Raw genomic sequence first — 14669 nt, forward strand, 5'->3', positions numbered from 1 at the left:
TATTTCAAATAATCAATTATAAATGAAACTAATCAGATTCGGTCAGCCTGGCGAAATCGGAACAGGCGTTATTATTGACGATGTTAAGTACGACACTTCTGCCTTTGGCGAAGATTATAACGAGAAATTTTTTGAAACCAACGGCCTGGCCCGTTTGGAAAAATTTGTGAAAGATAACAAGGGCACATTGCCCAAGATAAATGACAATGAACGGCTGGACAGCCCGGTAGCGCGTCCTTCCAAGATCCTTTGTATTGGCCTGAACTATGCCGACCACGCCAAAGAAACAGGCGCTACGGTTCCAGCCGAACCGGTGATCTTTATGAAATCTACCACATCTCTTTGCGGCCCTAACGATCATATCGTTATCCCCCGGAATTCGGTAAAAACAGACTGGGAAGTGGAGCTGGCAGTGGTGATTGGCAAAAAAGCAAGTTATGTGGAAGAAGCCGAAGCTATGGATTATATAGCGGGATATGTGCTGCACAACGATGTGAGCGAACGCGAGTTTCAATTGGAGCGCGCGGGCACCTGGGATAAGGGTAAAGGTTGTGATACTTTTGCACCGTTAGGACCCTTCCTGGCAACCAGGGATGAAATTGCGGATCCGGATAACCTGCGCTTGTGGTTAAAAGTAAACGGTCAAACTATGCAGGACGGAACCACCGCTAATTTTATTTTTAAATTGCCTCACGTGATCTCGTACGTAAGTCAATTCATGACATTATTACCCGGAGACGTAATATCTACAGGCACGCCAGCCGGTGTGGGTATGGGATTCAGTCCTTCCATTTACCTGAAACCTGGTGATGTAGTGGAACTGGGTATCGATGGATTAGGAACCTCTTCACAGACCTGTGTTGCGTGGAGCAGATAAGACCGGTCGACGGTTTATTGTATATGTAATACTTGTAATCAATTGTTATGGTTCCAAAAATAGATGCACATCAGCATTTCTGGGTGTTCGACCCCGTGCGGGATAGCTGGATCGATGATTCGATGAGAGCGATTCAGAGAGATTTCCTGCCCAAACAATTGAAACCTGTTTTGCAGGAAAATGGTCTCGATGGCTGCGTAGTCGTGCAGAGCGATCAATCGGAAGTAGAAAACATCTTCCAGCTCAATAACGCCATGCAACATGACTTTGTAAAAGGGGTTGTCGGTTGGGTGGATCTCCGGGCACGGGATATCAGCGAAAAGCTGGCGCATTACAGTTACTACAAAAAGATGAAAGGCTTTCGCCATGTGTTACAAGGGGAGCAGGACCGGGCGTTGATGTTGAAAAAGGCATTTATGAACGGCATAGGGCTATTGGAAAATCATCAGTTCACCTATGATATACTGATCTTCCCTGACCAGCTGAAATATGCTAAAAAGCTGGCCGAAGCGTTTCCCTACCAGAAATTTGTGATCGATCATCTGGCCAAACCCTATATTAAAAAGGGAACTATTGACGGATGGAAACAGGATATCCAATCTATTGCTCAGCTTCCCAATGTATGGTGCAAGGTCAGTGGAATGGTTACCGAAGCGGACTGGAAGCAATGGAAGCCGTCCGATTTTACCCCTTATCTGGATGTGGTGGTGGAAGCGTTTGGAACGAAGAGGATCATGTATGGCAGCGACTGGCCGGTATGTCTTGTGGCGGCTTCTTACAAGAAGATGAAAGCGATCGTTGATAAATATTTTGCTTCTTTTTCAGAGGCGGAAAAGAAGGCTTTTTATGGGGGAAACGCGGTGAAATTTTACCGGCTATAGTCATTGATGCGGACCTTATCAACAGGTAATGATATGCGAACAATAAAATTACCGCTTTTATATGTTGGTTCTAAAGGTGAAAAGACCTTATATACGTTGTTTGACAGCGGTGCCAACTTATCATGTATCCATCCGGACTATATCGCTGATATAGGCGAGATGCAGGCTTTAGGACGCGTGCGAAAATTGGCTACTGCAAGCGAGGGATTGTTTATAGAAGTGAAATATCGAATTAGTCTCGATTTTTATATCAATGATGTTTTGTTGTCGGATGAGTTTCTTGTGGTTCCCAATCTTAGTGAAGAAGCCATCATTGGCGCTGCTACGCTTCAGAAATGGCGGATCAAGTTAAATTTCGAATATGATATCGTAGAAGTGGACCCCAAAGTCGCTAAACTACAATTGATTTAGCGGTTTAAAAGATCGCAGGAGATACCATAAAAAAAGGAAAAACAATAAACTGCTTTTCCTTTTTTTATTTCGATTATGATGATAATTATTCTTTATCTGATAGGTATCGCTTCTCACTCACCACTACCCATCGCTTCTAATACCTTTGGCGTTACACCGGTGAAGCTAAAGCCTCCGTCATGGAAGAGGTTCTGCATCGTCACATATTTAGTGAGGTCGCTGAACATCACCGCGATATAATCGGCGCAGGCTTCGGCAGGAGCGTTGCCCAGGGGGCTCATTTTTTCAGCATAGTTGATAAAGCTGTCAAAGCCTTTAACACCGCTTCCGGCTGTAGTTGGAGTAGGAGATTGAGAAATGGTATTGACACGTACTTTCTTTTTCTCTCCGTAGTAATAGCCGAACATACGAGTGACGCTTTCCAATAATGCCTTCGCATCTGCCATCTCATTATAATCCGGGAATACGCGCTGCGCCGCGATGTAAGTAAGCGCCACTACGCTGGCATGCTCATTCAAAGCATCCAGTTCCCAGGCTGTTTTGAGAATCTTATGCAGGCTCATAGAAGAAATGTCAAAGGTCTTCTGGTTCCACTCGTAATTCATTTCTGTATAATGTTTCCCCTTGCGCACGTTCAGGCCCATACCCACAGAATGCAGGATGAAATCCAGTTTTCCGCCAAAATGCTGCATCGATTGCTCAACCAGATTTTTCAGGTCATCCATATTAGTCACATCTGCACCAATAACTGGAGCGTTGCCGCACTCAGCGGCCAATTGGTTGATGGCTCCCATTCTAAGGGCTACCGGAGCATTGGTCAGCACGATCTCTGCGCCTTCTGCATAGCACTTTTGCGCTGTTTTCCAGGCGATGGATTTCTCATCCAATGCGCCAAATATTATTCCTTTCTTTCCTTTTAAAAGATTATAAGCCATATTGTAAAATACATTAGGCGGTAAATGTAAGAATGATTTTTGATTTACGCTTTTGGAAATTGTATATTCATTGTTCAATAACCTACACCTACTGCTATGCTTGTTAACCGATCTATTGTTTCAGATATAAAAGATATTATTGCGCAATCCAGGGAGACCGCTGCCCGGGCTGTCGATCATCAACGGACACTGATGTATTGGCATATCGGGAAGCGCATTTTTGAAGAAGAGCAGGAAGGAAAAGATCGCGCAGATTACGGTTCGTATCTGATTAAGTACTTGTCCGGGTAGCTGCAGCCGGAATTTGGAAGCGGCTTTTCTGTGCGGCAAATGGAAAGATACCGACAGTTTTATCGCACTTTTCCAATTGCGTCTACACTGTGGACGCAATTGAGCTGGAGCCAGTATAAGATGCTTTTAAGCCTGGACCTACAGGAACAACGGGAGTTTTATATTGCCGAAACAATAAAAAACAACTGGACAGTTCGTCAATTGGAAAGGCAAATACACAGTAATTTATTTGAGCGTCTGTTGAAAAGCAGTGATAAGAAGAGTGTTCTGGCGGTAGCAAAAAATGAAAAGCTTCCGTCTGATGCAACAGAGATCATCAAAGACCCTATCTTTCTAGAGTTTTTAGGATTGAAAAGAGAGGCCGCTTACTACGAAAAGGACCTGGAAAGTGCTATTATATCTCACCTGCAGGAATTTTTATTAGAATTGGGAAACGGTTTCTCCTTTGTTGCCCGGCAAAAACGAATACATATCGAAGGGGATGAATTTTTTGTGGACCTGGTGTTCTACAATCGCCTGATGCAATGTTTTGTTATTGTTGAGATAAAAACCGCCAGGCTGACCCACCAGGATATCGGCCAGTTACAGATGTATGTCAACTATTATGATCGTGTGGAAAAGCTCGGCCATGAGCATCCGACAATAGGCATATTGCTGTGTGCCGACAAAAATGATGCGGTTGTAAAATTTACGCTTCCTGAAGGTCAAAAGCAAATTGTTGCCAGCCAATACAAATTGTATTTACCAACAGAAAAGCAATTGTTAGATGAGGTTCAGAAAGAACTGGACCATTTCGATAGAAAGTAGTTAGCCAAGGCTCCAATTATGTTTTTGGGAGGGGAGTGCCTTTTCGCGATCTGGAACAATCAACGGAAGGTAGGCAGCATACGATGTCTTTTTTGTCCTGCTGCATAAACGGCTTTTGTAACAAAATGGCCCAATGCCGCACCAATGATCACATCGCTGGCCCAATGCCGGTTATGGTAAATGCGGGAAAGCGCTGTCAGCGATGCCAGGGAGTACGCTGCCGGAGCCAGCCATTTCTGGTCTGGAAATTCCTCTGCCAGCGCGGTGGCCATGGTAAAGGCAATGGCGGCGTGAGCAGATGGAGTAGAGGTAAAGCCCTTCTTGCTGAACGGCATTGCGTATTGATAAGGATTGTTCGTTGCATCAGGACGTTGCCGCCTGATCAGATTTTTAGAAAGAAGTGTCAGGGTAGCGGTAATCGCCATGGCCTTACTGCCTCTCAGCCCAATGCTCTGCACATGCCGGCTGCCCGTAGCCAATCCGGCAGTATAAACAACGGGAAACACCAAAAGACCGTAAAAATCACCGACTGGTTCGACCACATCAGCAATGCTATTACTGAATGGGTTCTGGTTATGAAGGAACACGCTTTTGATCTCCTTATCAAAAAGCAGCGCGGTGCCTGTCGCTCCTGCCAGCAGGGAAAACCGGATCCAGTCCTGCTTTTGCCAACGCAGTGGACGCGTGGCTACGTGTGCCCCATCTTTAACCCCATCAACAATGAAGGTCTTGTCCAGTTTTTCATGCTGGTAATAAATAGGAAGAATGCTGTCGCTGATGATTGTTGTTGCGGATTCTTTGAAACAGGCACTGTCTACCTGCGATGTGGCGCTGATGCCCAAAACGCTGGCCAGTCCTAACAGGACCGATCGTTTCCATGTTATATATCGTTTAAAAGAGCGGTTGGTAATCAATCTTTACGGAAGTTTATAATGTAAGATAATCATAGAGCCAGCTTATGCTAAAAAGGCCGGCGAGATAAATGGCGGCCATGGCCGCAAACAATAAGACAGCGAAGAAAATAAGCCCGAAAGTACTTCTGCTTGACATCAGCTTGTTGTTCAAATAACGGTAGGTGTAGAGTTCACCAATTACCATAATGGCCAAGAGGCAGCAGATGAGTACAAGCTTCATGTAGATTGATTTTAATGCTGAATCATTTCCCTTGCATTTTCCAAAGCTGCTGTAGTGGGCTTTTCTCCACCCAACATTTTCGCGATGGTCGTGATGCGTTCCTTATTGTCCAGCTGCCTGATGTTCGTCTTCACTTTTTCTCCTTTCATTTCTTTGTAGACAAAGAAGTGCGAGTCCGCCTTGCCCGCAATTTGCGGCTGATGCGTAATACAAATCACCTGCCGGTTGGCTGCCAGTGTTTTCATGATTACTCCCACTTGTTTAGCAGCTTCCCCGGAAATCCCTGTATCAATCTCATCGAAAATTAGGGTAGGCATGTCCATCTTTTCCGCTACAAGGCTCTTGATACACAACATTAAACGACTGAGCTCACCACCACTGGCCACTTTCCGTACGGGCTTAAATTGCCCGCTTTTATTCGCATCAAACAAGAATTCAATATCGTCAATTCCATAACGGGTAGGTGATTGTGCCTGCATGGATACTTTTAATACCGCATTGGGCATGCCCACCTGCGCCAGCATCTGGTTCACTTTCTTTTCGAAAGCTGGTAGCTGTTTCTTCCGCGCTTGCGAGATTTTATTACCCAGGTTAGTGAGTTCCTGATGCAAAGCGGCGGTAGCACGTTCCAGCTCACTGATCTGATCGCCTATATTCAGAACAGCCTGCAGTTTTTCCTCCAGTCCCTGCTGGATTTGAAGCAGCTCGTTGGTGGTTTGCACACCATGCTTTTTCTGTAATCGGTACCCGGCGGACATTCGCTCGTTCAGCGTATCTATTTTTTCAGCATCATAACTGATCGTATCATTTAATCGATCCAGATCTGAGGCGATATCGTTCAGTTCGATCTGCGCGCTTTGCAGGCGTTCAATGATCGCAGGTAGCTCTTTGTGATAACTCCCATACCCGTTCAGCAATTGTACCAGACTTTTCAGTTGCTGAGTCAGCGGTTGTTCACTTTCGGCCAGTTCGCTATAGGCCCGGCTGAGTGTGCTTTTAATACCTTCAGCATTAGAAAGTACTTTCAATTCGGCATCTATTTCCTCTAGCTCATTTTCACGTAGCTGTAAGGATGCCAGCTCTTCATATTGGAATTTGTTATAATCACTTTCGCGCTCAAACTGGAGCTGCTGTTCCTTGAGTTCACCCAGTTTTTTGCCACTATTTTTCCATTGATCGAAGACAGACTGGTAAGCGGCTACTAATCCCTGTGCATCTGCTAGAGCATCGATGACATTGATCTGGAACTGGTTGTCGCTGAGCGAAAGGGTGTCAAACTGCTGATGAAGATCTACCAGGAGCTCGCTCAGTTGGTGCAACTGGTTCAGGTTAACAGGTGTGTCGTTGATGAAGGCCCTGCTTTTGCCGGTGGTGGCGATTTCCCGTCTGACCATCAATTGCGGCAATTCATCCAGGTCGTGATCTTTCAGAAAACGGCCGATCATGCTGTTTCCGCCTGCCTGGAAGCTGCCTTCGATAATACATTTTTTCTCCTTATTGACGAGTGCCGACGTGTCGGCTCTTTCTCCGAGTATAAGATTGAGTGCACCGATGATAATTGATTTACCAGCACCGGTCTCGCCGGTGATAATATTCATCCCTTTGGAAAAGTCAATTTCCAGGGCATCGATGATGGCGTAATTGTTTATAGACAAATGGTGTAACACCTGACAAACGTACACGAAATTTTTTATTCATAGAATACCCAAATGACGAATAATTTCCCTGGAATTGGGTCCGGCCCCCGGACCGCGGAGATGCTGTTTAGCGGAAATTTCAGGATAAGATCAGTTGCGATAATAAGAAGATGTAAATTAGCGCCGGAGACACAATTATTGGATAAACATTATGACATAGAAGGCTGTGTGGTGTCGGTCAACTTTAAGCCGCAGACGGTTCACCTGAGTGCTAATTACGCATTAAGAAGCCTCATTCGTCAGAGTTGGAAAAATGTAGAAACGCTGGCGTTATTAATCCTTAAAGATTATGAAGCGCTATTTCACCGGCCCCTGAGGATCCGGCTGAATTCTTTGATTGTAGAAATACTGGGACATGTGTATGCGTATAAGGTGATGATCTGGGCCAGAAAAACAGGATCGAATGGCTTATTCAGAAAGCTGTCCTTTCATGCCTGTAGTATCGATTGTGGTGAATCGCGTAAAGATAGTAACCGCTGGTTTTGGGATTTGTTCGGTTATTTTAAACCCTTACTGTTCTTTTTCAGGTGATAATTTTATCTTGTGCAGACAATCGCTTCCGGGCAGATTTTTAGAAAGTTGCGTGATCTTGTGTAAACCAGATTGATGGCAGTCATTAGGCAAGCTGGTCATGAGGCCTGATTTCTTCTTTTATCATTCAAATGAATTAATAAATTATTGTAAATGAAAATTTCAATTATAAACGGCCCCAATCTGAATCTTTTGGGACAGCGAGAGCCCGGTATTTATGGTTCAGAAGGCTTTGAATCGTTTTTAAAGACATTGAAAGATAAATATCCTGAGGTAACCTTTGACTATTTTCAAAGTAACGTGGAAGGGGAGTTGGTAAATGCGCTGCAGCAGCACGGGGCAACTTCAGCTGGAATTATTTTAAACCCCGCCGCCTATACGCATACTTCCGTAGCGATTGGTGATTGTATTGCGGCTATCAAAGCGCCGGTGGTGGAGGTGCATATCAGCAACGTGCATGCGAGGGAAGAATTCAGGAAACTGTCTCATGTAAGCGCCAAGGCTGCGGGAACGATTTGCGGGCTGGGGCTGGAAGGATACCGTCTGGCGGTGGAGTATTTTTTAGGAAAGGGCGCTGGGCAATAGACAATAGGCAATGAGCAATGGGCAATAGGCAATAACGGAAGTGTATAATATAACAGCAATGTAAAGACATCCATTAACTGTGATTGAAAAACTAACGAATGCAGGCTACTAATAAAAGTGTTTCGATATTCAACCTTACCGTTGTCGTGGCGGCGCTGGGCTATTTTGTGGATATTTATGATCTCCTGCTTTTCGGGATCATACGGATACCGAGTTTGCGGGAGATGGGGCTTACGCCTGATCAGATAACGACAGATGGGGAAAGCATTCTTTCCTGGCAGATGACCGGTCTGATGCTGGGAGGTATTTTATGGGGGATCGTTGGGGATAAGAAGGGGAGGAGCAGTGTGCTTTTTGGTTCCATATTGCTGTATTCGCTGGGTAATATTGCCAATGGTTTTGTTCAGACGGTCGAGCAATATAAATGGATCCGTTTTGTGGCCGGCATCGGCCTTGCTGGCGAATTGGGTGCAGGCATCACGCTGGTAGCTGAATTGTTGCCGAAAGAAAAGCGGGGCATCGGCACATCAATCGTGGCGGGTTTTGGTATCACCGGGGCAGTAGCTGCTTTTTTCATCAAAGAGAACTTTCATTGGCGCACCTGTTATTTTATCGGCGGTGGCCTGGGATTAGCGTTGCTGGCGCTTAGGGTGTCCGTGCTGGAGTCCGGGATGTTCAAAAAAATGAAAGAGAAAGCGGTGAGCCGTGGAAATATTTTTATGCTGCTCAATAACCGGGATCGCCTGCTGCGCTATGTTCAGAGCATATTGATCGGCGTACCAACCTGGCTGGTGATTGGCCTCCTGATCACTTTCAGCCGGGAATTCGGCGAGGCCTTTGGAATCGATGAGCCTATTGATCCCGGCAAAGCCATTATGTTTTCTTATGCCGGGTTGGCGGTGGGCGATGTGACGATTGGTCTCGTGAGCCAGTGGCTGAAAAGCAGGAAGAAAGCCTTGTATGTTTTTTATGCGTTCACAGCACTGTTTATGGTGCTGTATTTTACGGTACAGTGGAATGGAAGCGCGTTTCTGATGTATGCCCTGTGCACGGCGCTGGGCTTTGCGTCCGGCTTCTGGGCCATCTTTGTCACCATTGGTGCGGAACAGTTCGGTACGAATCTGCGTGCTACGGCGGCGACAACCATCCCCAACATGGTGAGAGGAACTGTTCCCTTAATGTTGATGTTATTCCAATTTTTAAGAAGCTTGCCGGGCGTCGGCTATGTAAATGGTGGTATTTATACCTGTGTGCTGGTATTTGTTTTATGTACGATTGCTGTCATTACTTCGAGGGAAACTTTTCACAAGGATCTGAATTTTGAGGAGGCGTAAGCGGGATATTCGTTTGTAAAATGCGATAGTACCACCCGTGTATGTTGTTGGTTGAGTTTTTCAGTACTTTTAAGTTTTATCAATCCAAATCTAAATTTTGCTGCCATGAAAACATCTATACTGCTATTTTTATTTTGTTTTGTAATCAATATCACAGCTGTCGGACAGGCGCAGGTCTATACAACGAAATTTAAATTATTTCCACTGGAGACTCTAACGCAGACCGTTACTTATGACGATGGTCAACACGTCGAAAGCAATAGCAGAAGGTCTACATTAGTGATGTTGGATGAAGCCGATAGGCATTGCCTGCTTACTGTAAGGTTGATCGAATATAAACTCGGTAAACAAGTCGCCGACGAAATTATTTTTTCTAAAATTTTAATTGATGGCAACGATTCGCTAAAGTCTTTTGAGGACTCGGCCATGCTGTTTTCACTTTACAGAAAGTGTGATGAAAGCGGCCTTTACACCTGGGGATTCAGAGCTCCGGGTTATTTTAAAGCCAGGTCTATAACCCTAAGCGAGGCAGATGACGCTTATCAGGTCGTTGCGATCCCCCAAATTTTTTTAAATGGTAAAATTCCTATCAGGCAATCCTTCCCCTTACTAGTACTTACAACGCCAGATAGAACCGGTAATTTTCCTTTTTACCGGGTTGAAACAGAGGTCGAAATGACCCTAAAATATGGAATGAAGTATATAGGCTGAAACATACTTTTATCATTGAAATGCTGATAGAACCGACAGATATAAAAAGGGTACGAAAGAAAAACGATAAGCTTCAATCAATGTAAATAATATAAAAACCGTAGCGAATATCTTTGAATCGTTATGCCTCATTCGCAAACTGCGCTACCGCCTGTTCGTCGATCTCATTCATGCATTTAAAATGACCTAAAGGACATTTAGGCAAACCATATTTGGAACAAGGTCTGCAATTGAGATCCACGCCGGCTATCAATGACTTCTCGATTTTATAAGGTTGAACGCCCAGTAATTCAGGCACGGTGCTGCCCCATATCGAGGCAATCGGTTTATTGAAAGCCTCCGCAATATGCGTCAGTCCGGTGTCAAAGCCGATGACGGTTTGGGCTTGTGACACGAGAAACACGGATTGGTCAAGAGTGGTCGCCCCGCAGGCATTATAGACCTTTGCTCCCAAATGTGCCGCGACCCTATCTCCGTTTTCTTTCACATCATTTCCACCCAACAGGACGACGGGCCGGTTTAGTTGCCTGCATAAAGAGACGATCTTTTCATTCGGCATGCGTTTCGTGAAATGTGCGGCGCCTATAATAAAGGCAATATAATTGTCCTGATGTGATGCGGGTAACAGATCCGACAATTGATGGGCTGTCTTAAGAAAATAGTCGATCGGTTTATGATCGTTCACAATGCCCAATGGGGCTGCCGCTTTTAGGTAACGGTCTACTAAATGAACAGGAGGTACCAGTTGCTTTCTTAATTTCAGGCTGAGCCATTTCCTTATAGTCTGCTTGTTGTAAGTATAAGATTTGATACCGGTTCGCCATTTGATGATGCGTGTTCTCAGGTTGCTATGGAGGTCGATAAGGCAGTCATAGCGTTCGTCCCTGATCTCGCGGATGGTATCGTTAAGGTTTTCTTTCAGCAAGAGCAGCTTATCTACATAGGGATTTCCATCGTAGATGTATTTGAATTGCGGCTTGGTAATAAAATGCACTTCCACCCCCGGCAGTTGCTGTTTCAGACAGCGGACAACCGGCGTGGTGTAAATGACATCGCCTAAAGAGCTGAAACGGATGACCAATATTTTGCGCGGGGTCTTCAATCGGATGAGTTTTTAAAAATCGTGGAAGTTGGTGCAGTGATATGAAGTAGGATTGCCTTTGGTTCTTGGTCTACAGTCCATGGACCATCGACCTTTCACTCATTCTTTATTTTGTCAATGATCGCCGTGGTAGAAAGACCTTGAATAAAGGGCATTATCTTCACCTCGCCGCCATTAGCCATAACTTCTTTGGCACCTACGATGTTATCGATATTGTAATCTGCAGACTTTACAAGCACGTCCGGAAGCAAAGTCTGTATAAGCGTTAGGGGAGTGTCTTCTTCAAAGATCACTACTGCATCCACGACGCGAAGTGCGGCTAATAGCAGCGCACGGTCCTGCTCTCCAATGATGGGCCTTTGCGGGCCTTTCAGTCTTTTGACAGAACTGTCTGCATTGAGTCCTACAATTAAACAATCACCGTTATTCCGGGCTTGCATCAAAGATTGTACATGACCGGCATGCAGTATATCAAAAACGCCATTGGTAAACACTACTTTCTGGCCTTCTTTTTTCCACCCGGACCGCAGGGACGAAGCGTCTTGCAGCGACATTATTTTGTGACGGATAAAGCTTTCAATGTTAAGACTCATGCGCGTTCATTAAGGATAATATTTCATCGATCGTAACGGCAACACTGCCGACTTTGCTTACGGCAATAGCAGCCGCATAGTTTGCCAGTTCGCAGGCGGTGGAGAGATCCAGGCCTATGGCCAGAAAGTATCCCAGCGTAGCAAATACCGTATCTCCGGCCCCGGTAACATCAAACACTTCTTTGGCTTTAACTGAAAAATGTTCATGCTTTTTTTTCGAAATAAGCGAGATGCCTTCTTCTGAGCGGGTTACTACTAAATATTGGGTTTTCGTTTTCTGAATTAATTTTCCGGCAGCATGTATCAGGTCTTCATCACTGTCGATCTTTTCGTTAATCGTAGCTTCAGCCAATTCCCGTTTATTAGGTTTGATCATCCAGGCACCGCTATATTTTTCATAGTGAAGGCCCTTGGGATCGACTATTACTTTTTTTTGAAAGTCATTGCAAAGCGCAATGACATCCTGAGTAAATTTTTTAGTAAGCACTCCTTTATTATAGTCAGACAGCATCACAAGGTCTGCGCGCTTCACATGCGCTTCCAGTTTTTTCAATAGCTGCTGTTGCAGCGTGTCGTCAATATCACTGCTTTTTTCACGGTCCACGCGAAGCAGCTGATACGTGCCCGCCATGATGCGCGTTTTCAATGTGGAAGGTCTCGTCGCATCTTTAACTACAAGGCGGGTATCGATCTCTTCAGCTTCGAGCTGTTGCAATATCACCGCCCGCGTAGCGTCATCTCCGGTCACGCCGCAAATGCTGACATCGGCGCTTAGTTTAAATAGATTTTGAGCCACGTTGGCTGCACCACCCAGCGTAATAGTTTCATTTTTAACAGCAACCACCGGGACGGGAGCTTCGGGAGAGATCCTGTCGGCACTGCCCCAGACGTATCTATCTGCCATAATATCACCAATCACCAGGATCCGCGGCCTTTTTTTTGTCTGAACAAGAGACAGGATTTCTTTTTTATTGATCATACTGCGGTAAATAGTTGCGCTAAAGTAAAGCATTTGCCTTTTTGTTAAAGATCATTTTATAGACAACTGGTCCTGTAATCGGGGAAGAAATTGTATCTTTAAGAAAATTCCGTATATGTTGATGCGAAAACTGGCCTTCTTGTCCACCATAATACTGCTGACAATTCTATCTTGTAAAAAGTCTGACGATCTGATCAAGCCCGATCCAGAGCCGGAGCCAGAGAAGCCAGATCCTCCTGCCACCAGCACTAAAAGCTACCAGGAGCGCTTGGCCGATACGCTGTACAAATTGGCGCAGCAAACTTATTACTGGAATAATCAATTGCCTGACAGCGCAAATTTCAAACCATTAGGCTACGCAAAGGCTGATACCTTAGAAGGACTCGATGCAGAATTGGTGGCGATAGCAAGGTCTACAAAAAACCCGGCCAACGCCAACAAGCCTTTCGAACAGGCTATTTATTATAACAATCAGGGAAACGCGGTTGATGATAACGGCTCGGCTAAATTCTCTTACATTGTCGAAACAGCCGATCTATACAACGGTGGTGCTGCTGCTTATGCAGCAATTACAGGGCAATCGAAGATCTCAGAAATTAAAATGACCCTGGATGGTAAGGACAATGATCTCGGATTTAGTGTTGGCCTGGTCCCTGTCAGCTATTCAGCCGGAACCACTGTCAGTATCCCGTATAATGACCAAGATAGTATTGTAACGTATATAAGATATGTTACCAAAGGTTCACCTGCTTACAATGCCGGGCTAAAAAGAGGAGATATAATTGCCAATCCTGAGTTGGATTATAATACCAAAGGAGGCGGCCCGATTGACAATGCGTTAAACAGTAGTTCGGTAAATCTTATCTTATACAGGCCGGCTACTAAAACAAGAGATACATTACCCACGATCAACAAAACAGTCTATACTTTTAATCCCGTGTTTAGAGATACGGTGATAACAGTAGGTAGCAAAAAAATTGCTTATGTGGCATATCAGTCTTTTACTTACGGAACGAATTCGACGTCGGCCTTAGATAAAAGCTTTGCCAAATTTAGCGACGCAACCGACATTGTGGTAGACCTTCGCCATAATGGCGGTGGGTCTGTAGGCACAGCTGAATACTTCATCAACCTATTGGCACCCGCCTCCGCAAATGGGTCTGTAAGCTTTGCAACGCACTACACGCAGACAATGGCAAACAAACAGGCTACGATTTTAAAAACACAGCCGGTTTATATCGATAATGTGAAACAGAGTTACACTTATTATGACATTGATTATTCGGTAGCAGCAAATACTGAGAAAATCAAAAAACAGGGAAGCTTTAATAACTCCGACAAAACAAAAGATATTTATTTTATTGTCAGCAGCGGAACTGCATCGGCATCGGAGTTAGTCATCAACAGCCTTAAGCCTTATTACAACGTACACTTAATTGGCGCTCGGTTTAGCGATTATGGTTACAAGACTTATGGAAAACCGGTCGGTTTTTTTGAGCTCCGGCTTGGTAAATACAGCACTTTCTTATCCAATTTTGAAACAAAAAATGCCAATGGCGAAGGGGGATATTATGATGGTATGACTACCAATTTTCAGGCGTTCGATGATGTGAAGTACAATTTTGGCGACCCTAATGAAAGCTGTTTCAAACTGGCCATTCAAAAAATTACCGGGAATCCCGGATACAACCCGTCGTCTTCAAATACTCGCTCGGTATATTCTTCAAACAGGCCTGTAGGAATTCCAATCGGCGGCGTTACACAGATACATGACATGGTGATCAATCCTGGAAAATAATAA

16 protein-coding genes and 1 pseudogene are annotated in these 14669 nt (G+C 44.8%); 10 read left to right on the forward strand and 7 right to left on the reverse strand.

Annotated elements, in window-relative coordinates; all coding sequences use genetic code 11:
• Positions 1-22: 22 nt before the first annotated feature.
• From ACU37H_RS17960 to ACU37H_RS17970, 3 genes are read left to right on the forward strand one after another with little or no spacing between them, the layout of a single operon-like run.
• On the forward strand, positions 23-877 hold the full coding sequence (locus ACU37H_RS17960; protein WP_472704493.1) for a fumarylacetoacetate hydrolase family protein: 855 nt from the start codon (positions 23-25) through the stop codon (positions 875-877).
• Between the two features lie 47 nt (positions 878-924).
• Positions 925-1758, forward strand: a complete 834-nt coding sequence (locus ACU37H_RS17965; protein ID WP_472704491.1) for an amidohydrolase family protein — start codon at positions 925-927, stop codon at positions 1756-1758.
• Between the two features lie 33 nt (positions 1759-1791).
• Complete coding sequence (locus tag ACU37H_RS17970) at positions 1792-2169, forward strand: retropepsin-like aspartic protease (RefSeq protein WP_472704489.1); 378 nt, start codon at positions 1792-1794, stop codon at positions 2167-2169.
• A 113-nt stretch (positions 2170-2282) separates the two neighbouring features.
• Here ACU37H_RS17970 and ACU37H_RS17975 read toward each other — a convergent pair whose 3' ends face one another.
• Positions 2283-3104 (reverse strand): enoyl-ACP reductase FabI, encoded by an 822-nt coding sequence (locus tag ACU37H_RS17975; protein WP_472704487.1) that lies wholly within the window; start codon positions 3102-3104, stop codon positions 2283-2285.
• Positions 3105-3200: 96 nt separating this feature from the next.
• Between ACU37H_RS17975 and ACU37H_RS17980 the strand changes: the two are divergent.
• Positions 3201-3572: pseudogene (locus tag ACU37H_RS17980) on the forward strand (DUF1016 N-terminal domain-containing protein); the annotation flags it as partial.
• Positions 3573-3743: 171 nt separating this feature from the next.
• Entirely contained in the window at positions 3744-4202 is a 459-nt protein-coding gene (locus ACU37H_RS17985) for a PDDEXK nuclease domain-containing protein (RefSeq protein ID WP_494407618.1), read from the forward strand.
• A gap of 59 nt (positions 4203-4261) precedes the next feature.
• On the opposite strand, the gene ACU37H_RS17990 is transcribed toward ACU37H_RS17985, so the two are convergent.
• Genes ACU37H_RS17990 through recN form a run of 3 tightly spaced genes read right to left on the reverse strand, consistent with a single transcriptional unit; the run spans position 4262 to position 7018 of the window.
• Entirely contained in the window at positions 4262-5116 is an 855-nt protein-coding gene (locus ACU37H_RS17990) for a phosphatase PAP2 family protein (protein WP_472704485.1), read from the reverse strand.
• A gap of 13 nt (positions 5117-5129) precedes the next feature.
• Complete coding sequence (locus ACU37H_RS17995; protein WP_472704483.1) at positions 5130-5336, reverse strand: hypothetical protein; 207 nt, start codon at positions 5334-5336, stop codon at positions 5130-5132.
• 11 nt (positions 5337-5347) lie between these two features.
• Positions 5348-7018: a DNA repair protein RecN gene (gene recN / locus ACU37H_RS18000; RefSeq protein ID WP_494407570.1), complete on the reverse strand. Its 1671-nt coding sequence runs from the start codon at positions 7016-7018 to the stop codon at positions 5348-5350.
• A gap of 153 nt (positions 7019-7171) precedes the next feature.
• On the opposite strand from recN, the gene ACU37H_RS18005 reads away from it, so the two are divergent.
• From ACU37H_RS18005 to ACU37H_RS18020, 4 genes are all read left to right on the forward strand, one after another.
• A complete protein-coding gene (locus ACU37H_RS18005; protein ID WP_472704479.1) occupies positions 7172-7564 on the forward strand; it encodes a hypothetical protein in 393 nt (130 codons plus the stop codon).
• 153 nt (positions 7565-7717) lie between these two features.
• Entirely contained in the window at positions 7718-8149 is a 432-nt protein-coding gene (aroQ, locus tag ACU37H_RS18010) for a type II 3-dehydroquinate dehydratase (protein WP_472704477.1), read from the forward strand.
• A 98-nt stretch (positions 8150-8247) separates the two neighbouring features.
• On the forward strand, positions 8248-9483 hold the full coding sequence (locus ACU37H_RS18015; RefSeq protein WP_472704475.1) for an MFS transporter: 1236 nt from the start codon (positions 8248-8250) through the stop codon (positions 9481-9483).
• A 105-nt stretch (positions 9484-9588) separates the two neighbouring features.
• Positions 9589-10194 carry a hypothetical protein gene (locus ACU37H_RS18020; RefSeq protein WP_472704473.1) on the forward strand — a complete coding sequence of 202 codons (606 nt, stop codon included), beginning with the start codon at positions 9589-9591 and terminating at the stop codon, positions 10192-10194.
• A gap of 121 nt (positions 10195-10315) precedes the next feature.
• Here ACU37H_RS18020 and ACU37H_RS18025 read toward each other — a convergent pair whose 3' ends face one another.
• The 3 genes from ACU37H_RS18025 to rfaE1 form a co-directional block, all read right to left on the reverse strand.
• Positions 10316-11296 (reverse strand): glycosyltransferase family 9 protein, encoded by a 981-nt coding sequence (locus ACU37H_RS18025; RefSeq protein WP_472704471.1) that lies wholly within the window; start codon positions 11294-11296, stop codon positions 10316-10318.
• A 95-nt stretch (positions 11297-11391) separates the two neighbouring features.
• Positions 11392-11889, reverse strand: a complete 498-nt coding sequence (gene rfaE2, locus ACU37H_RS18030) for a D-glycero-beta-D-manno-heptose 1-phosphate adenylyltransferase (protein ID WP_472704469.1) — start codon at positions 11887-11889, stop codon at positions 11392-11394.
• Positions 11879-12901 carry a D-glycero-beta-D-manno-heptose-7-phosphate kinase gene (gene rfaE1 / locus ACU37H_RS18035; RefSeq protein WP_472704467.1) on the reverse strand — a complete coding sequence of 341 codons (1023 nt, stop codon included), beginning with the start codon at positions 12899-12901 and terminating at the stop codon, positions 11879-11881. Before rfaE1 ends, rfaE2 begins: the two co-directional genes overlap by 11 nt.
• 82 nt (positions 12902-12983) lie before the next feature.
• On the opposite strand from rfaE1, the gene ACU37H_RS18040 reads away from it, so the two are divergent.
• Entirely contained in the window at positions 12984-14666 is a 1683-nt protein-coding gene (locus tag ACU37H_RS18040; protein ID WP_472704465.1) for a S41 family peptidase, read from the forward strand.
• The last annotated feature ends 3 nt before the right edge of the window (positions 14667-14669 follow it).

Source organism: Niabella sp. ZPM-14 (genome assembly GCF_055693045.2).

Coding starts and splice junctions, on each gene's coding strand:
- rfaE1 (WP_472704467.1), bottom strand. CDS start 12,901: ATGCTTTACTTTAGCGCAACTATTTACCGCAGTATGATCAATAAAAAA.
- aroQ (WP_472704477.1), top strand. CDS start 7,718: ATGAAAATTTCAATTATAAACGGCCCCAATCTGAATCTTTTGGGACAG.
- ACU37H_RS18020 (WP_472704473.1), top strand. CDS start 9,589: ATGAAAACATCTATACTGCTATTTTTATTTTGTTTTGTAATCAATATC.
- ACU37H_RS17970 (WP_472704489.1), top strand. CDS start 1,792: ATGCGAACAATAAAATTACCGCTTTTATATGTTGGTTCTAAAGGTGAA.
- ACU37H_RS17975 (WP_472704487.1), bottom strand. CDS start 3,104: ATGGCTTATAATCTTTTAAAAGGAAAGAAAGGAATAATATTTGGCGCA.
- ACU37H_RS17960 (WP_472704493.1), top strand. CDS start 23: ATGAAACTAATCAGATTCGGTCAGCCTGGCGAAATCGGAACAGGCGTT.
- ACU37H_RS17995 (WP_472704483.1), bottom strand. CDS start 5,336: ATGAAGCTTGTACTCATCTGCTGCCTCTTGGCCATTATGGTAATTGGT.
- rfaE2 (WP_472704469.1), bottom strand. CDS start 11,889: ATGAGTCTTAACATTGAAAGCTTTATCCGTCACAAAATAATGTCGCTG.
- ACU37H_RS18040 (WP_472704465.1), top strand. CDS start 12,984: ATGTTGATGCGAAAACTGGCCTTCTTGTCCACCATAATACTGCTGACA.
- ACU37H_RS18015 (WP_472704475.1), top strand. CDS start 8,248: ATGCAGGCTACTAATAAAAGTGTTTCGATATTCAACCTTACCGTTGTC.
- ACU37H_RS17965 (WP_472704491.1), top strand. CDS start 925: ATGGTTCCAAAAATAGATGCACATCAGCATTTCTGGGTGTTCGACCCC.